The organism is Clostridium sp. JNZ J1-5 (assembly GCF_053901425.1).
Window position 1 is genome coordinate 3,006,440 of record NZ_CM132773.1, and the last position, 18,106, is coordinate 3,024,545.

The 18,106-nt window shown below is 31.9% G+C and carries 19 protein-coding genes, 1 riboswitch and 1 other annotated feature; of the genes, 15 read left to right on the forward strand and 4 right to left on the reverse strand.

Annotated features, from left to right (window positions below; all coding sequences use genetic code 11):
- Positions 1-13: 13 nt before the first annotated feature.
- Positions 14-262, reverse strand: coding sequence for a hypothetical protein (locus ACWW38_RS14475; protein ID WP_456258233.1), 249 nt, complete (start codon positions 260-262; stop codon positions 14-16).
- Between the two features lie 45 nt (positions 263-307).
- On the opposite strand from ACWW38_RS14475, the gene ACWW38_RS14480 reads away from it, so the two are divergent.
- Positions 308-517, forward strand: coding sequence for a hypothetical protein (locus tag ACWW38_RS14480; protein ID WP_456258234.1), 210 nt, complete (start codon positions 308-310; stop codon positions 515-517).
- Positions 518-684: 167 nt separating this feature from the next.
- On the opposite strand, the gene ACWW38_RS14485 is transcribed toward ACWW38_RS14480, so the two are convergent.
- Positions 685-1,302 carry a TetR/AcrR family transcriptional regulator gene (locus ACWW38_RS14485; protein WP_456258235.1) on the reverse strand — a complete coding sequence of 206 codons (618 nt, stop codon included), beginning with the start codon at positions 1,300-1,302 and terminating at the stop codon, positions 685-687.
- 508 nt (positions 1,303-1,810) lie between these two features.
- Here ACWW38_RS14485 and ACWW38_RS14490 point away from each other — a divergent pair.
- From ACWW38_RS14490 to ACWW38_RS14520, 7 genes are all read left to right on the forward strand, one after another.
- Positions 1,811-2,485, forward strand: coding sequence for a CoA transferase subunit A (locus tag ACWW38_RS14490; RefSeq protein ID WP_456258236.1), 675 nt, complete (start codon positions 1,811-1,813; stop codon positions 2,483-2,485).
- The gene (locus tag ACWW38_RS14495; protein ID WP_456258237.1) at positions 2,478-3,131 is read left to right on the forward strand and encodes a 3-oxoacid CoA-transferase subunit B; all 654 of its coding nucleotides are present in this window, start codon (positions 2,478-2,480) and stop codon (positions 3,129-3,131) included. The genes ACWW38_RS14490 and ACWW38_RS14495 overlap by 8 nt, the downstream gene beginning before the upstream one ends.
- 19 nt (positions 3,132-3,150) lie before the next feature.
- Positions 3,151-4,314 carry a thiolase domain-containing protein gene (locus ACWW38_RS14500; protein WP_456258238.1) on the forward strand — a complete coding sequence of 388 codons (1,164 nt, stop codon included), beginning with the start codon at positions 3,151-3,153 and terminating at the stop codon, positions 4,312-4,314.
- Between the two features lie 3 nt (positions 4,315-4,317).
- Positions 4,318-4,539, forward strand: a complete 222-nt coding sequence (locus tag ACWW38_RS14505) for an OB-fold domain-containing protein (protein ID WP_456258239.1) — start codon at positions 4,318-4,320, stop codon at positions 4,537-4,539.
- A 295-nt stretch (positions 4,540-4,834) separates the two neighbouring features.
- A complete protein-coding gene (locus ACWW38_RS14510; RefSeq protein ID WP_456258240.1) occupies positions 4,835-6,256 on the forward strand; it encodes a TIGR00366 family protein in 1,422 nt (473 codons plus the stop codon).
- A 459-nt stretch (positions 6,257-6,715) separates the two neighbouring features.
- Positions 6,716-7,615 carry an MBL fold metallo-hydrolase gene (locus ACWW38_RS14515; RefSeq protein ID WP_456258241.1) on the forward strand — a complete coding sequence of 300 codons (900 nt, stop codon included), beginning with the start codon at positions 6,716-6,718 and terminating at the stop codon, positions 7,613-7,615.
- Positions 7,616-7,815: 200 nt separating this feature from the next.
- Complete coding sequence (locus ACWW38_RS14520; protein ID WP_456258242.1) at positions 7,816-8,013, forward strand: cold-shock protein; 198 nt, start codon at positions 7,816-7,818, stop codon at positions 8,011-8,013.
- A gap of 52 nt (positions 8,014-8,065) precedes the next feature.
- On the opposite strand, the gene ACWW38_RS14525 is transcribed toward ACWW38_RS14520, so the two are convergent.
- The gene (locus tag ACWW38_RS14525) at positions 8,066-9,295 is read right to left on the reverse strand and encodes an aminopeptidase (RefSeq protein WP_456258243.1); all 1,230 of its coding nucleotides are present in this window, start codon (positions 9,293-9,295) and stop codon (positions 8,066-8,068) included.
- A 199-nt stretch (positions 9,296-9,494) separates the two neighbouring features.
- Here ACWW38_RS14525 and ACWW38_RS14530 point away from each other — a divergent pair, with 199 nt between their 5' ends.
- On the forward strand, positions 9,495-10,610 hold the full coding sequence (locus ACWW38_RS14530) for a helix-turn-helix domain-containing protein (protein ID WP_456258244.1): 1,116 nt from the start codon (positions 9,495-9,497) through the stop codon (positions 10,608-10,610).
- A 242-nt stretch (positions 10,611-10,852) separates the two neighbouring features.
- A complete protein-coding gene (locus ACWW38_RS14535) occupies positions 10,853-11,086 on the forward strand; it encodes a hypothetical protein (RefSeq protein ID WP_456258245.1) in 234 nt (77 codons plus the stop codon).
- 29 nt (positions 11,087-11,115) lie between these two features.
- On the opposite strand, the gene trpB is transcribed toward ACWW38_RS14535, so the two are convergent.
- Positions 11,116-12,306, reverse strand: coding sequence for a tryptophan synthase subunit beta (gene trpB / locus ACWW38_RS14540; protein WP_456258246.1), 1,191 nt, complete (start codon positions 12,304-12,306; stop codon positions 11,116-11,118).
- 152 nt (positions 12,307-12,458) lie between these two features.
- Positions 12,459-12,728 (reverse strand) — a binding site (T-box leader).
- Positions 12,729-12,942: 214 nt separating this feature from the next.
- Here trpB and ACWW38_RS14545 point away from each other — a divergent pair.
- The 5 genes from ACWW38_RS14545 (at position 12,943) to thiM (ending at position 18,047) form a co-directional block, all read left to right on the forward strand.
- Positions 12,943-14,349 (forward strand): sigma-54 interaction domain-containing protein, encoded by a 1,407-nt coding sequence (locus ACWW38_RS14545; protein WP_456258247.1) that lies wholly within the window; start codon positions 12,943-12,945, stop codon positions 14,347-14,349.
- 312 nt (positions 14,350-14,661) lie between these two features.
- Complete coding sequence (locus ACWW38_RS14550) at positions 14,662-15,537, forward strand: 3-hydroxyacyl-CoA dehydrogenase family protein (RefSeq protein ID WP_456260470.1); 876 nt, start codon at positions 14,662-14,664, stop codon at positions 15,535-15,537.
- Positions 15,538-15,575: 38 nt separating this feature from the next.
- The gene (locus tag ACWW38_RS14555; RefSeq protein WP_456258248.1) at positions 15,576-16,355 is read left to right on the forward strand and encodes an enoyl-CoA hydratase-related protein; all 780 of its coding nucleotides are present in this window, start codon (positions 15,576-15,578) and stop codon (positions 16,353-16,355) included.
- A 75-nt stretch (positions 16,356-16,430) separates the two neighbouring features.
- Positions 16,431-16,531: riboswitch (TPP riboswitch) on the forward strand.
- 92 nt (positions 16,532-16,623) lie between these two features.
- Positions 16,624-17,118 carry an energy coupling factor transporter S component ThiW gene (thiW, locus tag ACWW38_RS14560; RefSeq protein ID WP_456258249.1) on the forward strand — a complete coding sequence of 165 codons (495 nt, stop codon included), beginning with the start codon at positions 16,624-16,626 and terminating at the stop codon, positions 17,116-17,118.
- Positions 17,119-17,240: 122 nt separating this feature from the next.
- A complete protein-coding gene (thiM, locus tag ACWW38_RS14565) occupies positions 17,241-18,047 on the forward strand; it encodes a hydroxyethylthiazole kinase (RefSeq protein ID WP_456258250.1) in 807 nt (268 codons plus the stop codon).
- Positions 18,048-18,106 lie beyond the last annotated feature (59 nt).

Sequence of the window (18,106 nt, forward strand, 5' to 3'; positions counted from 1 at the left end):
CATAGCCTTATTTTTATATTGTCATATGTTTTACTTCTACCCCTTCTACATCTTCCAGCTCTCTTTCAAGGGTAGCAACTTCTTCTATTTTTCCGTTGATATGAAGAAGAATTAATCCTCTGTTTGAACAAGAATCTTTATTTGTCTCATGAAGTCCTAATCTAGTGTTTATTATGCAGCCATGCTTTGTAAGTACTGTTTGTACCTGTGGGGCGTGTTCAGATCTAGGATCTATTGCTACAGCCATTATAGTTGTATCCATATATAGTCTCCTCCTAATTTTAGTATTATATATAATATTCCCATAATGTTGTTAAGATATTTTAATGAAAAGAGTGAAAATTTTTTTCGAAGAGTATTAGAAACTTATGAATGTAATAATTTAGAGATTCCTAGAGCTTTGCAAAGTATAATTTTAGGGGAAAGAGAAGCTGAAATTAAAACAAACTCTACTGAAGAACTTAAAGCCAAGATAAAAAGTGTAGATTATTGTTTCAATGATATTCTAGTTAAATAGAGTTCTGCAAAACTCATTCAGTAGTTACTAAGGTGACTACTGAATTTTTTTATAAAAAGCTATTTGAAATATTGAACTTGATAAAATATGCCTTATAAAGTAGAATAATGTCAACTTAATAAAGTAATTATATAAATTGACATATATTCATTATATGCTGTAAATAATTATTTTTTTCTTAAGGAAATCAAAATGAAATCTGTATAATGAGTTCCTTCTATTTCTAAATCAAAATCATTATTGTATAAGCACCAATCATACAATAAAGCTCTACAAAAACGAGCAATAAGTTCTACCAAATCTTCTGATTTGATATCATCTCTAAACTCACCATTACTTTGGCCTAGAGTTACAATTTCACGAAGAAAAGAATAAAAAGGACGTTCTTTATTATTTAAAATTTTTACATGCTTAGTAGCACTTACCTGGTTGGCATAAATAACTTGTATAGCATTAATTCCACATACATTTTTGCAGTAATCACACATTGCTTCTATAATTATACGTAATCGATTACTGGCAGATTCGTTTGGTGAAACTTTATTAAAAACATTTATATAATAAGAATCGATTCGGTTAAATTGTTCGACTAATACACTATCTTTAGAATCAAAATGTGTATAGAAATTGCCTTTAGAAACATTAGCATGTTTTGTAATATTTTCAATTGTTACCTTATCATACCCATACTTTGAAAAAAGCATAAGGGCAGCATTGAAAATTGCATTTTTTGTTTCAAGTGCACTAATACTTCTCTGAGTAAGTTTCTTATGTTTATTCGGCATGAAAAATCCCCTTTTCTATCAATTGATATAAAATGACTAATTTTTATTGCAAATATCAGAAGCTGATTAATATAATAATAAATTTTAGCATCAAATTTTTACAAAATAATTAATTTTTTTCTTAAAATAAATATGTATATTAAGATCTAGAATAAAAAATAACTACTATAAAATACAGATTCCTATTAAGTTATAAATATAACAGTTTTTATATAAAAAATCAATAAATTCAAAAATTATAAAATAAGCAAGCTAAGTTTACTCTGCAATTAACATATAATACAAAAAAATCAAATAATTTAAAATAATATTGACAAATATTTGAAAATAATATATGCTTAATTTAAATAACCACGGTCAGTGAATTAGGTCGGTGAATGTGGTTGTTTAAAAATTAGATTAATCGAGACTATCTAGAGATTTGCTTAACTAAAATTTATCCAGACTTCATTGCAAACACAAAATTATATATAATGCAAAATATTTAAATTTTGAGGGGGATGATAAAGTGGCAAAAATTATGGACTTGGAAAGTGCAGTAAAACTTATTAGAGATGGAGATGTAATTCTAGCTAGTGGTTTTTATGGAAACGGCACGCCAGTTGGAATTGTTGAAGAACTTTTGCGACAAGGTCAGAAAGATCTTACAATTGCAAATAATGATGGTAACACTGCAGAAAAAGGTATAGGAAGATTGATTGCTGCTGGTAGAGTTAAAAAATTTATATGTACATGGTGTGGACGCTTACCAATTGCGCCACAATTAGCTGAAGAAGGAAAGATGGAATTGGAGTTATGTCCTCAAGGAACATTTGTTGAACGAATAAGAGCAGGTGGTTATGGGTTAGGTGGGGTTCTGACTCCCACAGGATTAAATACGATTGTAGAAGAGAAATGGGGAGAAAGGGTTACTTTTGGTGGAAAAGATTGGTTGTATCAAGAACCTATAAGAGGTAATGTTACTATAATTGAAGCAGAACGTGCAGATACAGAAGGAAACTTAGTTTTTCACTTAACTCAGAGAGGATTTGCACCAGCTATGTGTTTTGCTGCTGACTTAGTAATAGTTGAAGTGCTAAATCCAATTGAACCAGCGGGTAATATTGATCCCGAAGATGTTGATGTAACTGGTGTTGTAGTGGATATTATAATTCCTAGGAAGGGAGTGATGAACAATGAATAGTAAGGAATTAATTGCAAAAAGAATCGCAAAAGAGTTTGTAGACGGAGATTTAGTGAATCTAGGAGCAGGTGTACCAGGTCTTGTTGCTAAATTTCTACCTAAAGACATGAAGGTTTATATACACTCTGAAAACGGTATCATAGGGGCTGGGCCTAATAACCCTAATGCTCCACTAGATCCATTCAGAACAGATGCTAGTGAGAATCCAGTTAGCATCATACCAGGAGGATGTATTGTAGATAGCTGCACTTCATTTGGAATTATCAGAGGTGGTCATTTAACAGCCACTGTATTGGGTACAATGCAAGTAGATGCCGAAGGTAACATTGCAAATTGGATGGTTCCCGGCGGTAAGTTTGCAGGGATGGGTGGAGCAATGGATTTGGTTGTAGGGGCAAAAAGGGTAATAGTAGCTACTGAACACAATTCAAGAGATGGTAAACCTAAAATTTTAAAAAAATGTAATTTTCCACTTACAGGATATAAAGTAGTAAATACAATTGTAACTGAACTTGCTTATATTGATGTGACTAATGAAGGATTAATGTTGAAGGAAGTTGCTCCTGGGGTAACAATAGAGGAAGTGATAAAAAGAACTGATGCTCCATTGATTATTAGCCCAAATATCTGCGAAATGATTATTTAGAGAAAGTGAGGAAGAAGCTATGCGTTCAGTTTCTGTTATTGGAATTGGTGAAACTAAAATGGGTAGATATCCAAATCTATCACTGCGTGAAATGATATTGAAAGCTGGGGGGCAAGCTATTGCTGATTCTGGTTTAGATAAAAAAGATATTCAAGCACTCTATATAGGAAATTTTAATAGCCAAGTTCTTTGTGGTCAAGGGCATATGGGTTCTTTAGTTTCTGAGGTATTAGGATTGGGTAACATTCCTACCATCCGTACAGAAGGAGCCTGTGCATCTGGAAGTTTAGCTTTCCGCATGGGTTTAATTGCGGTAATGAGCGGAATATACGATGTAGTCTTGGTTGGTGGCGTAGAGAAGATGACGCATCAACCCACAGAACTTGTTACAGAAGCTATTGCATCTGCCATGGATTATGATCTAGAAGCTATGGAAGGACTTACGTTCCCTGCTAACTTTGCTATGATGGCAAATCGATATTTTTACGAATATCGAGACGTGAAGCGAGAAATGGGTCTTTGTGCGGTGAATGCTCACCATAATGCTAGCCTTAATCCAGATGCTCAAATGCCAAAAGAGATCACCTTGGAAAAGGTTTTATCTGCACCTTTTATTGCTGATCCACTTTCAATTTTCGACTGCTCTTTAGTTACAGATGGAGCTGCATTTGTGGTTTTAGCAACTACTGATATTGCGAAAAAGATTAGCAAGCATAGGATTGTGGAAGTAGTTGGGTCAGGGCATGCTGGCGATACTATTACTCTTTTTACCAAGAAGTCTATAACGAGTTTTGATGCAACTATAAGTGCTGCTAAACAAGCCTATGATCAGGCAAGACTTACACCTAGTGATATTGATTTTGCTGAGGTTCATGATTGTTTTACTATTACTCAAATTATTAATATAGAGGACTTAGGATTTGCAGAGCGAGGACATGGAGCAGATGCTGTGGCTGAAGGTATAACTTCTATTGATGGAAAAAGGCCTATTAATCCGAGTGGTGGTTTAAAGGCAAAAGGGCATCCAATAGGTGCTACAGGTATAAGTCAAATCTATGAAGTTGTAACTCAATTACGAGGTAATGCAGGGCATAGACAAGTAAATAAAGCAGACGTTGGACTGTCTCACAATCTAGGTGGAACTGCTGGTACATGTCTTGTTCACATTTTTAAAGGGAGGTAAAATATGAAAAACCCAACTATTTATACTTATAGTATTCTATATTCAACCACTGACGCTTTTCTAGATAGACTTCCATATGTAAGTGCCATAATAGAATTAGAGAATGGTTCTAAATTTGCCTCTTTATTAGAAGGTTATGTTCAGGGGATGAAAATTAAAATTGGGCAAGAAGTAAAATATCTCGGTGAAGATAAATATGGAAAAGCAAGATACTCTTTGGAATAATAAAAGATATTTAGGTTAGAGAAATCAGATTAAGCTATAAAGTTCCATAAGTATTTGAAGAAATACAATGATATAAGTTGCTATATTTAACAACTTGGCTATATTTGTTACTTACAATCCAGTGTTGCTCAGGAAAATATCTTTTATGTAAAGGTTCATCCTGGGCAATTTGGAATTTAGGATAAGTTAAGATACTTAATGTAAGTTTAAAGATTAAGTATAGCTATGTCTATCTTGAAGATTTAATAGAATAAAGTAAGCAGAGTACTACTAAATTAAAAAGGATGGGGATATTGTGAACATTAAAATTGAAAATTCAAAAAATGTAAAAACAACAAAAATGGACGCATACATTAATTGGTTTACAAAATGGGTTCCAGAATCTTTTTTCATATGCCTAGCATTGACTATTCTTTGTTCTGTATTAGCGATGATCTTGTGTAAAACTCCATTTTGGAGTATGAAACCAGGGGCTGTTAATATTGTGGATTCTTGGGTCGGGGGATTTTGGGGATTACTTGCGTTTACAATGCAAATGACACTCCTTCTAGTTACAGGAAACGCTGTCGCAGCTTCTCCTCCAGCGAAAAGAGTTCTATCTAAGATCGCATCCATACCTAAGAATGCAGTCCAAGTAGTAATCGTAGGGGCTGTGGGGACTGCAGTTTTGGGATATATCCACTGGGGCATTGGCATGATGGGAGGTATCATGCTAGGACGCGAACTGTTGGCTTCTGCAAAAAAGCGTGGAATTAAGGTGCATAAAGCTACCTTAGTTACTGCAATCTTCCTTTCCTTTATGCCTGGCTCCGCAGGAATATCAGGTGCAGCTGCTTTATATGCAGCAACTCCTGGATATTTAAAAAATTTAGTGGCAGATCAATATAAAAATTTGACTCCAAATACAATATCTTTGTCACAAAGTGTTGCTAATCCTGCTTTTATTGTTACCCTTATTCTGGGGGTAGTTGTATGTACTAGTATATGTTTAATAATGGCGCCTAAAAAAGATGATAAAATTGAAGAAATAAGTGATAAATTCATGAACGAAGTTTTAAATAACGATGATGATTTCAAATTTGATAGAAGTACTCCAGCGTTAAAAATGAATAATAGTAGAATGATTATGTATATTTTCGGAGGTATTGGTCTAATTTGGAGTGTATTCAATCTTGCAAAGGTTGGTTTAGATGGTCTAACTCTTAATAACTATAATTTCTTGATGCTTTCTTTGGGTATGATACTTTGCGGAAATCCTGAACTGTTTTGTAAAAATATTAGGGAAGGACTAATGGGCACATGGGGTTTTGTAATTCAATTTCCATTCTATGCTGGTATCTTTGGTATTATTAGTTCTACAGGTTTAGGGGTTGTTATTGCACACTTTTTTATTTCAATTTCAAATGGAAAAACATTTCCAATAATCGCCTATATATATTCTGCTATATTGAACATAGCAGTACCATCTGGAGGATCTAAGTTTGTAATTGAGGCTCCATACATTATACCTGCTAGTATTGAAACAGGGGCAAATCTTCCAGCAGTTATTAGTGCTTATCAGTTAGGGGATGGTACTACAAATGTTATCATACCGTTCTTTGCACTACCGTATCTTGCAAATTTTGATTTAAAATTCAATAAGGTTATTCCATATAGTTTAATTGCTGCAGTTGCTGTGTTCGTAGTTAATTGCTTAATGCTTTACTTCATAGTATAATCCAACCAATGAGTTTTATACTTTAGAAATTACTTATAGTTTACACTTAAATATTGAGAAAGCTCAGCCCATCTGATCTTTTGCCAAGGCACCTAGTTCAAATTGTAAAATTTTATAATTTCATAAGTTATTCAAGTTAAACTGATGTCAAGAATATTAGGCCATAGGTACCTATAGGTAATTTATAAAAACAGACTACTCTTAAAAGTTCTAAGAGTAATCTGTTTTTATTTTTAGAAAAAAGTATGTTGATAATTATATATAATGAACAAATGCTTGTTTAAGCTTTTGTAATTAAGAACAATAAGTAATAATAAATAATTAGAAAGAGGAGATGGATGTGCATTATAATAAGATTTAAGATAAGAGTATATATATTAATGGTATAATATTTTTACATGAATTATAATATCTGTATTGAAATAATGAAAATTAGATGAAATCTAAGGAGAAAGTCATATGGAGATAAAAGAAATAAAGGGAAATACATTTTGTATTGATACTGGAATGACATGCATACCTTTTTATAAAATTAATGACAGAGAAATTATTATGTTGGATTCAGGGTGGGCAGAAGGAGAGAGAGAAGGAATAGATGAGCTTCTTGAAGAAAACAACTTTAAGGTGATTGCCATAATATGCAGCCATGCTCATATAGATCATATAGGAAATAATACATATTTAAAAAGCAAATATAACTGTATTATCGCTATGCCAACTTATGAAGCTCTTGTTTGTAGTTCAGCAATAAATCTGAAAGCTTACTATATCAGTCAAACTGTATCTCAAATAAGAGAATATTTTGGAGATATGATTTGCAAAACAGACATTATGATTTCTAATGAACAAGAGGAAATATATGTGTGTGGTATTAAGTTTAAAATTCTTCATACACCAGGACATAGTCCTGCACATATATCAATTATCACCCCAGATGATGTTGCTTATGTAGGGGATGCCCTTATAAGCTATGAAGTTATGGAAGGTGCTAAAATGCCTTATGCTTTTGCACTTGGAGAAGATCTAAAAAGTAAAATAAAGCTCTATGATTTAAAGTGCAGCAAATATGTAGTGGCACACAATGGTATCTATGATGATATCACAAAACTTATAACTGACAATGTAAATTTCTATAAAAACAGAGCTGAAAGAGTGTATGATGCCATAGATGGTACTATGACAATGGAAGAAATTATGAAGGCCGTTATTAAAAGTTTTAATATTAGGGTGAAAAGCATACAAAGATATTCCGTAATAGAAAGAATGTTAAAATCATATGTGGAATACTTAAATGAAACAGGAAAGATTCAGTTAATTATGAAAGATGGATTTCTTAAATATACAAAGATAGGAATTTAAAATTACATTCCATGTATTAAAATAACTTGCTTTATATAATATAGTGTGGTATAGTAAACCTATTGCTTAAATTAATGGTAAATAATAAAACATAAATATATTTCAATTAGTACTTACATATAGTATTTTAATAACGGAATTTTATTGGTGTATTATTATAAAGAGTTTAAGACAAATAAAATTTCGGAGGTACACATTATATGAATGGTACAGTAAAATGGTTTAATTCAGAAAAAGGATTTGGATTTATTACAGGAGAAGATGGAAAAGATGTTTTCGCACATTTTTCTCAAATAAATTCAGAAGGTTACAAATCTCTTGAAGAAGGTCAAAAAGTTTCTTATGACGTTGTTAACGGACCAAAAGGACCTCAAGCAGAAAATATAACTACTATCTAATTAATGAATATTTTAACCCTTAAATAGAATAACTATTTAAGGGTTTTTTATTTTAAAACGAAAAATTACCATCTTTAAATATTTGTATTTCTGTGCCTTCTGATGTAACTCCTATAATTTGGAGATCTTTTGTTCCTACCATGAAATCTACATGGGTAAGAGAAGAGTTTACACCATTCTTATCTAATTCTTCTTTGCTCATTTCTTCACCATCTTTTATACATACTGGGTATGCATTTCCAATGGCTAAATGGCAAGATGCATTTTCATCAAAAAGAGTATTAAAGAATATTGTTTTTAAGTTTGAAATAGGTGAATCATAAGGAACTAAGGCTACTTCACCAAGATAGTGAGCTCCTTCATCGGTTGCAATAATATTTTTAAGGGTATCATAGCCTTTTTCAGCTTTAAAATCTACAATCTTTCCATTTTCAAACGTAATTGAGAAATTTTCGATTAAGTTTCCATTGCTATTTAAAGGCATAGAGCTTACTACTGTTCCATTGACTCCATCCTTTTTAGGGAGAGTAAATACTTCTTCTGTTGGCATATTTGCAATAAACTCTAAGCCATCAGGTGTATAGTCTGAACCACCTAGCCATATGTGGCCTTCAGGAAGCTCTATCTTTAAATCAGTGCCTAGAGAATTTTTATATTTTAGATATTTAAATTTATTATTGTTTAAAAATGAAATATTTTTCTTTAAGTTATTTTTATGCTCTTCCCAAGCAAGTACAGGGTCTCCTTTATCAGCTCTAACAGCTATGAATATATATTCCCAAAGTTTATCAATAGCTTCTTCTTCTGATAGATTTGGAAATACCTTTGTTGCCCAAGCTTTTGTAGGAACTGATACAATGCTCCACACATTTTTATTGCTCATAAGTCTTTCTCTATATTCTGCTAGCGCAACACTACTAGTTCTTCTTGCTTTTAACATTCTTTCAGGATTTACATCTTTCATAAGTTCTGGATCAGAGGCAGATATACTTAAGAAAGCTGCTCCTTGATTTACATAGGATAAATAAAACTCCTTTTGCCACTCTGGAAATTCCTCAAAAACCTTTTCTGGAGCATTCAAGAACCTAATCTTTGAGAATAATTCATCTCCCCAATTTATGACTACATCCTTTGCACCTTCTTTATAGGCTATTTCAGCTATTTTTCTAGTAAAAAAAGCACATTCTATTGGGCTTGATATAACAAGAATTTGATTCTTTTGAATGTTAATACCAGCTTTTACTACAAGTTCTGCATATTTTTCTAAAAAAGTATTGTTCACAATAAAACTCCTCTCAAGGTATATGTTTTTTCTTTAGGTTACTATATATTATAACCAAAATTTAGAATACTGTCATGAAAACTTAACCATTAGTTAAATTTTTTAGGTAATGTTTAACTATGTATCCATTGGTATACAGGATGGATTAAGATATACTAAATTTATAAGGCCTTATAATAAAATTATGGAGTGATAATACATGGACAAATTACCAATAGGTGAAGTTATTTTTAAATTAAGAAAAGAAAAAGGTATTACTCAAGATCAGCTAGGAAATTTTATTGGAGTTTCAACAGCAGCAGTATCAAAATGGGAAAGTGGAATTTGCTATCCAGATATAACCTTATTACCTACTCTTGCAACTTTATTTAATGTGTCTATAGATAGACTATTAAACTTTAAAATTGAACTTTCCGATGATGAAGTTATGAAAATATTCAGTGAGTGTGAAGCAATTTTTAGTAATGGCAATTTAGATGAAGCAATAGAGAAAAGCAAAAGTTATATACTAAAGCATTCAGGAAGCTACTTCCTAAAGCTTAGAATAGGATTTTTATTTAGTATGTACTCATGGAAAGAAGATCATGAGGAAAATCATATGAATATGCTAAGTTATTCTATTGAATTATTTGAGAGTGTAGCTGAAAATTGTAGTAGAATGGACTTAGTTGAAGCTGCATTATTCCAGCTTGGCGCTCTCTATTCATCAATTGGAGAAGAAGATAAAGCAATAGATGCTCTAAATAAAATTCATAAAAGTCAGTGTGATCCTAATGATATACTTGCAAGTATATATGTTAAAAAAGGCGAAACTAAAAAAGCTAGAGAGTTGTTTCAAAGCAAAATGTATAAGAATATAAATGATATAACCCTTATATGTATAGGACTAGCCAATTCCTATATTAAAGATGAAAAAGATTTAAATATGGCAGAAAGATATTATAATTTAGCTATTGATATTAAAAAAGTACTTTCCACCGAAGGGGAGTCAGTGCTAGGGTTATCAATGGAATATTTAAATTTTGCAGAAACTTATTTGAAATTTAATGAGGTGGAAAAGGCCATTGCTATACTGCAAAAAATGGCAGAAGATATGAGAAACAATGATATTAACAAACCAGGTAAGTTTAGAAATGTTTGGTGCTTTAATGAAATTCCAGATGGAAAACCTACAATAACAATGAATTTGTATGAAAATGTATTTAGAATTTTCGAACAGCCGGTCTTTGATTTGATTAGAGAAAGTGAGGATTTTATAAGTATTATAGAAGCTCTAAAAGATCTAGAGAAAAGATCCTTAAGCAAAAATCAATAAAATTATATGGAGTTGAATTCTAAAGCTGTTAAAAAACATATAACCACTAATGTAAGATCTAGTAGTTAAAAATATAGCTACTAGATTTTTTTAGCACTATGGTGAGCAAGTTTAGCCCTTATGACCTTTACTAAGATTTACAGTGCTAGATTGATTGGTAAAACATAAATGCTATAATAAAATAGAGAGTTTATGGCATTAGGTTAAAATGTTTTGCTAACGACTTTTAAGGAGGAAAACTTATGAGAGTAATATTTGAATTTAAAGATATTAACGGCAAAGCACTTCCAGAAAACAATATTGAAAAAGAATTAACTAATGATGAAATACTTGTAATGATGAATAGTAAGGAAGTAGCTTATCCAGTTAATAATGGATTTTTGTTTACAGTTAGGCATTGCATAATTGAAAATTCTGTATATGATATGTTTACAGAACCCTATAAATTAAAAATAAGTATTAGAGAAAAGCCATAGCATAAATTATGCTGTGGCTTTCATATTCTCTAAACTTCTTTTATATAGCCTTTTTCCATAATTTCTTTTACATCTTTATCTCCTCTGCCAGATAAGTTAACTATAAAAATAGTATCCTTTTCTACCTGCTTTGAAAGTTTCATAGCATAAGCTAAGGCATGAGAGCTTTCAATAGCCGGTATTATGCCTTCTTCTCTTGATAAAGTTTTAAAGGCTTCAATTGCTTCCATATCAGTTATGCTTACATATTCAGCTCTTCCAATTTCTTTTAGATAAGCATGTTCAGGACCTATTCCAGGGTAATCTAATCCAGCAGATATGGAATAAACAGGCTTTACATTACCAAATTCATCTGTTATAACATAGGTTTTCATACCATCTACTATACCAATGGTTCCCTTAGTTAAAGTTGCAGCATGCATGTCTGTATCTAACCCCAATCCAGCAGCTTCAACGCCAATTAATTTTACACTATTATCTGGGATAAAGGCTGAGAAAGCTCCTATAGCATTACTTCCACCTCCTACGCAAGCTATAACATAGTCAGGTAGTCGATTTTCCTTTTCTAAAATTTGTTTTCTAGCTTCATCGCTTATTACTTTTTGAAAGTTTTTTACAATAGAAGGGTAGGGATGAGGGCCTACAGCAGAACCTAGAATGTAGAAGGTATCTTCAGCTCTATTAATCCATGTACTTATAGCTACATCTACAGCATCTTTTAGAGTTCCAGTTCCTTTTGATACTCCAGTAACTTTTGCTCCAAGAAGATTCATTCTAAATACATTAAGACTTTGTCTTCTCATATCCTCTGTTCCCATAAATACTTCACATTCAAGTCCTAAAAGAGCTGCAACGGTTGCAGTAGCAACGCCATGTTGGCCAGCACCAGTTTCTGCTATAACTTTCTTTTTGCCCATTCTTTTTGCTAATAATCCTTGGCCAAGTGCATTATTTATTTTATGAGCGCCTGTATGGTTCAAATCTTCTCTTTTTAAATAAATTTTAGCATTACCAACAGATTTACTGAATTTTTCTGCATAATAGAGAGGATTTTCTCTACCTACATAGTCTTTTAGGTAGTAATTTAGTTCCTGGATGAAGTTAGGGTCATCCAATGCAGAATTATACTCAGATTCTAATTCCATAAGTGAATTTTTTAGATTTTCCGGAACATATTGTCCTCCGAATTCCCCAAACATACTTTCTTTAATTTTTTCCATAAATGATTCCTCCTTGTATAATAAATTTTTTAATAAAAAAAGCATTTCATCTCTTGTAAGAGACGAAATGCTAATATTTCGTGGTACCACTCTAGTTTACAGAACTTTACAAGCTGCTAGGCAATAATAATAAAATAAAAAAACTCCATCCTATTTAGGACGAAGTTAAAATTTCGTTATACCACCTAAGCAACAGAAAAAATTCTGTGTCTTTATCAGATACGGATTTACTATACTAAAATAAATCGATATCCTGCTTTTGTAACGTGAAGCTTCACGGCCAATGCTACTCTAAAACTAATATAAATTTCGCACAAGCTCCTCCAAGGACCATTCATTAAAGACATCAGTATCTGTATTTCACCACCACAGACTCTCTTTAACCTAAGACTTTAGCTACTCTTCCTTATCAAAGGAGTTATTTATTGGATTTACTAAACATATTACAATATTTAAATTAAATTGTCAACATAACTGAATCTAAATGAAAGATGCATCTATATGAATATTAGCTGCCATATAATAGTATAGACACATTAGCTTTAGTAATTTAAAATTATAATTAATTAGTGGAAAGTTTTTGCATAATAACAAGTCAGAAAGTGTACCATAGAATTCCTTAAGGAGAGAGAAAATATGGGTGAAGAAGGCAAAAAATTTGAAATTGTAAATGCTAAATTTAATGCTATTTTACAATCTAGCTATGATGGAATATACATAACTGACGGAAAAGGGTTAATTTTAGACTTAAATAGTAGAATGCAAAGAATCATTGGACTAAAGAAAGAGGAGTTAATAGGCAGTTATGCGCAAGATTTAATAGGAAAAGGGGTTATTCATCGTTCTGTAATACAAATGGCAATTGAAGCTAAAGAGCGTATAACCATAAATCAAACTATTAAAGCTGAAAAACTCAAAGAAGTAATGATAACAGCTACACCTATATTAGATGAAGTTGGAGAAGTAGAATATATTGTAGCAAATTTGAGAGATATGACTGATTTAATTAACTTAGAAAATGAATGCAACAAAGCTCAATTACTTTCAAAGCAATATTATTCCCAATTAATAATGGAGAAAAATTATAAAGAAAAGATAATTGCTGAGAGTGAAGAGATGAAACAGCTGATGAATCTAGCATATCGTGTAGCACAAGTAGATTCCACTGTTTTATTGGAAGGCGAGTCTGGTACTGGAAAAGAAGTATTTACAAGATTTATTCATGAGATGAGTTCACGTAATAATGGGCCATTTATAAGTATAAACTGTGCAGGAATACCTGAGACTTTACTTGAGGCTGAACTTTTTGGCTATGAAGAAGGTGCTTTTACAGGAGCTAAGAAGGGAGGAAAAGCTGGACTATTAGAACTTGCGGAAGGAGGAACTCTTTTCTTAGATGAAATTAACTCCTTGCCTATTGCTCTGCAAGGAAAGATATTAAGGGTTCTTGAGACTTTTGAAGTTACAAGGATAGGTTCAGTGAAATCAAATAGAGTAAATTTCAGACTAATTTCAGCTACAAATGAAAAGTTGGAAGAACTAATAGATAAAAAGTTATTTAGGCAAGATTTATATTTTAGATTAAGAATTGTTCCAATTTATATACCTCCTCTTCGAAAAAGAAATAAGGATGTTGTACCATTAATCATGCATTACCTAAAATATTTTAATAAAAAGTACAAGCGTAATAAAGAAATTTCTGTAGATGCACTAGAATACCTTGAGGCATATGATTGGCCAGGTAATGTAAGAGAATTAAAGAATGTTATAGAAAGATTAGTTGTTGTTACCGTTAATGATTTAATTACTGAAAAAGAGTTACCTAATGAATTTATAACCAGTATAAGCAGCAATGATAAATTTCATATTATATTAAAAGATATTGTTCCGTTAAAAGATCTAATGGATCAGGCAGAAACTCAATTGATTAATTTAGCTATGGAACGGTGTACTTCAACAAGAGAAGCAGCTAAGGTTTTAAATATTAGTCAAACTTCAGTAGTAAGAAAATTTAAAGAAGCTAGAGCTAGACTAAGTGATTGAACCATAAAAGGTTCATGAGAACCAGTAGTAAATCATCATTGAATTTTAATTTATAAGGCTTTAGAGAGATACATATAGACGCATATGAACCGATTAAGGTTCATATGCGTTTTTTATATATTTAATATTTCAAGGAAAAGCTTTAAGAACCTAAACTCAAGTCTAATAGCGCTAATTCTAAAGGTTGGCACAGTTGTTGCTCTTATTAAAAAGTTAGATAGAAAACTAAATTATTAAGAAGAAATGTCTATAGTGCTTGAAAATATGTAATATAAAAAATTTATAATAATTAAGGAGGAGTCTATTTTGGATATTAAGAAAATTTTCGTAATTGGAGCAGGTGCAATGGGAGCGGGGATTGCACAAACAGCAGCTGTAAAAGGCTTTCATGTTATTTTAAACGATGTAACAATGTACAGGGTGGAAAAATCTAAGATAGGAATAGAGAAGCAGCTTATAAAAAATGTAGAAAAGGGAATCATCACTGAAGATGAAAAGAATGCAGCTTTAGAGAGGCTTATATTATGTGATTCTTATGATAAAGTTGCAGAAGCTGATCTTGTAATTGAAGCAATTTATGAAAACATTGATGCTAAGAAGAAAATATTTAAGGAAATTGATAAGCTTAAAAAGGAAAATGCCATACTTGCAAGTAACACATCTTCTTTGTCTTTAACTTCAATTTCTTCTGTTTTGGAAAAGCCAGAAAATTTCATAGGAATGCATTTTTTTAATCCAGTGCCAGTGATGAAACTTCTTGAAATTGTTGTTGGGCTGTCTACATCACAAGAAACTATTGCCACAGCTCTTAAAGTTGGAGAAATGCTTGGTAAAGAGACTATTATTGCAAAGGATAGTCCTGGATTTATTGTAAATAGAGCCTTAGTTGTAATGTTAAATGAGGCTATATGCATGTATGATGAAGGAGTAGGAACAGCCGAGGATATAGACAAAGGAATGATGCTTGGATGTAATCATCCTATGGGACCTTTAGAATTAATGGATATGATTGGTATTGAGATTATTCTTGCAGTAATGGAGTCTTTTCATAGAGATTTTGGCGATTCCAAATATAGACCTTCTATCCTCCTAAGAAAGATGGTTGCAGCAGGACGTTTTGGCCGCAAAACAGGAAGAGGGTTTTATACTTATGATAAAAATGGGAGAAAAATTAAGTCTACAAAATAATTTAATTTACGCTATATTGAAATGAAGGGGGCTTAACAATGGGGTATAACAATTTGATTGTTGAAAAAAACCAAGGCATCTGCATTGTAAAAATCAATAGGCCAAAAAGCTTGAATGCACTTAATGATGAGGTTATTAGTGAGCTGGATTCTGTTATTGATGATATTAAAAGCGATATTAATGTAAAAGTTGCAATTATTACTGGGGTGGGAAAAGCCTTTGTTGCTGGCGGAGACATTTTAGTTATGCAAAATATGTCTGCTGGAGAGGGAGCTAGATTTTCTGCTCATGGAAGTAATGTTTTGAGAAAACTTGAATTAATGAGCAAACCGGTTATTGCAGCAATTAACGGATTTGCCTTTGGTGGTGGATGTGAATTATCCATGGCATGTGATTTGAGGATTGCTTCTTCGAATGCAAAATTTGGTCAGCCTGAAGTAGGACTTGGTATAATTCCAGGATATGGTGGAACACAGAGATTACCAAGAATAGTAGGGATAACAAAAGCTAAAGAATTAATTTATACAGGTGAAATAATTGATGCCGCAGAAGCTTTGAAAATAGGACTTATAAACAAAATTGTTGAACCTGAGAAGTTAATTGATGAAGCAGAAGCTCTAGCAGATAAAATAATTAAAAATAGCATGCTTGCCGTTGGATACAGTAAAGAAGTAATTAATAGAGGTATACAGATTGATATGGACACGGCCTTAAGTATGGAATCAAATTTTTGTGGTATGTGCTTTTCAACAAAAGATCAAAAAGAAGGAATGACAGCTTTTATTGAGAAGAGAAAAGCTGAATTTGTAGGTGAATAATAGTTTACGCCAAACCTATCTTTACAAATATATAAGTAAAATGTATACTGAATATATAAATAAATAATATTATATAAAGTTTTGTGGGGGGACCATTTTGGTTGAGAAGGTTAAAACCTGACCCTTAGAACCTGATGTAGTTAACACTACCGTAGGGAAACAAATCGAATTTATAAGTATATAATCTGTAAATACGTTCGATATTTAATGTTTACCTTTGGGTAAACATTTTTTTATTTTAAAATAATAAATTTAGGGGGAGATTTTGTTGAAAACTAAAAAACTTACATATGCAGCAATGTTGGTGGCAATTGGAGCTATAGGTGGAAATCTTATATACTTTCCAATAGGAGCATCTAAATGTACACCCGTTCAGCATATAATCAATGTATTAGCAGCAGTTATACTTGGACCAGGATATGCTGTACTAAGTGCATTTTGCATATCACTTATAAGAAATATGATGGGAACAGGTACACTTCTAGCTTTCCCTGGTAGCATGATAGGAGCTTTTATAGCTGGAATGCTTTATAAAAGCACAAATAAAAAGTTTTTAGCAGTTATAGGAGAAATTTTTGGGACAGGTATCATAGGTGCTATAGTAGCCTTTCCTATAGCTAAGTTCATATTAGGTAAAAATGTAGCTGCATTCTTTTTTATAGTGCCATTTTTGATTAATACAGTTTGTGGCAGTTTAATTGCTTATTTCTTTTTAAAGGCAGCAGAATTGACAAAGAGGAATATAGTAAAAGTAGGAGAATAACTTATACCGTTACTAATAATTATAGTATTCTATATTAATTAAATTTTATTTTCCATTATATTAGCTATTGAACAAATTGAGATTTGCATTTAAAATTGTTTTATTGAAGAAGGAGAAAGTAGATGGAAGAGAATATATCTGTAAAAGCATGCCATCTTTTGAAGTTAATAAAAGAAAAAAAGCCGTTAATACATCATATTACAAATTATGTTACTGCAAATGATTCTGCAAATATAGTTCTGGCAATGGGAGCATCTCCTATAATGGCAAATGCTTTAGAGGAAGTAGAGGAGGTTGTTTCATTAGCATCTGCGTTGGTTCTTAATATGGGAACCTTGAGTAAAAATAATGCTGAAGCTATGTTAGTTGCTGGAAAGAAAGCAAATCAGCTTGGAATTCCAGTAATATTAGATCCTGTAGGGGTAGGATCAACTATTTTTAGGGGTAACACCGCCAATAGAATTATAAAGGAAGTAAAATTAGAAGTTATCAGAGGCAATATTTCAGAAATAAAGTGGATAAGTGGGATTAATTCTGAAAATAAAGGAGTAGATGCTTCTCAGCAAGATATTGTAGAATTAGAGAATTTAGAGTATGGGAAAAATATTGCAGAAAATTTAGCATTAAAATTAAACTGTGTTATTGCAATAACTGGTGCTACGGATATTATTTCTAATGGAACAAAAACAACTTTTATAAAAAATGGACATAAAATGCTATCTACAGTAACAGGTACAGGATGTATGTGTACTTCTATCATAGGGACTTATTGTGCTGTTACAAAAGATTATTTTACTGCAGCTGCTGCAGGAGTTATGACCATGGGAGTAGCTGGTGAAAGAGCATATGAAAAACTTGCATCAATTGATGGAGGCAGTGGTAGCTTTAAAGTAAGGTTAATAGATTCAATATCTAATTTTACAGATTAATATATTAGGCTATATTTTAAGAGATTGTTAATGACTTATAATGTGGAAAGCAATTCTAA

Bases quoted from the DNA above. Each gene is read 5' to 3' on its own strand.
- ACWW38_RS14535 (WP_456258245.1), top strand. From the start codon at position 10,853: ATGAGAGTAATATTTGAATTTAAAGATATTAACGGCAAAGCACTTCCA.
- ACWW38_RS14515 (WP_456258241.1), top strand. From the start codon at position 6,716: ATGGAGATAAAAGAAATAAAGGGAAATACATTTTGTATTGATACTGGA.
- thiM (WP_456258250.1), top strand. From the start codon at position 17,241: ATGGAAGAGAATATATCTGTAAAAGCATGCCATCTTTTGAAGTTAATA.
- ACWW38_RS14520 (WP_456258242.1), top strand. From the start codon at position 7,816: ATGAATGGTACAGTAAAATGGTTTAATTCAGAAAAAGGATTTGGATTT.
- ACWW38_RS14555 (WP_456258248.1), top strand. From the start codon at position 15,576: ATGGGGTATAACAATTTGATTGTTGAAAAAAACCAAGGCATCTGCATT.
- ACWW38_RS14495 (WP_456258237.1), top strand. From the start codon at position 2,478: ATGAATAGTAAGGAATTAATTGCAAAAAGAATCGCAAAAGAGTTTGTA.
- ACWW38_RS14475 (WP_456258233.1), bottom strand. From the start codon at position 262: ATGGATACAACTATAATGGCTGTAGCAATAGATCCTAGATCTGAACAC.
- trpB (WP_456258246.1), bottom strand. From the start codon at position 12,306: ATGGAAAAAATTAAAGAAAGTATGTTTGGGGAATTCGGAGGACAATAT.
- ACWW38_RS14530 (WP_456258244.1), top strand. From the start codon at position 9,495: ATGGACAAATTACCAATAGGTGAAGTTATTTTTAAATTAAGAAAAGAA.
- ACWW38_RS14545 (WP_456258247.1), top strand. From the start codon at position 12,943: ATGGGTGAAGAAGGCAAAAAATTTGAAATTGTAAATGCTAAATTTAAT.
- ACWW38_RS14485 (WP_456258235.1), bottom strand. From the start codon at position 1,302: ATGCCGAATAAACATAAGAAACTTACTCAGAGAAGTATTAGTGCACTT.
- ACWW38_RS14500 (WP_456258238.1), top strand. From the start codon at position 3,151: ATGCGTTCAGTTTCTGTTATTGGAATTGGTGAAACTAAAATGGGTAGA.
- ACWW38_RS14505 (WP_456258239.1), top strand. From the start codon at position 4,318: ATGAAAAACCCAACTATTTATACTTATAGTATTCTATATTCAACCACT.
- ACWW38_RS14480 (WP_456258234.1), top strand. From the start codon at position 308: ATGTTGTTAAGATATTTTAATGAAAAGAGTGAAAATTTTTTTCGAAGA.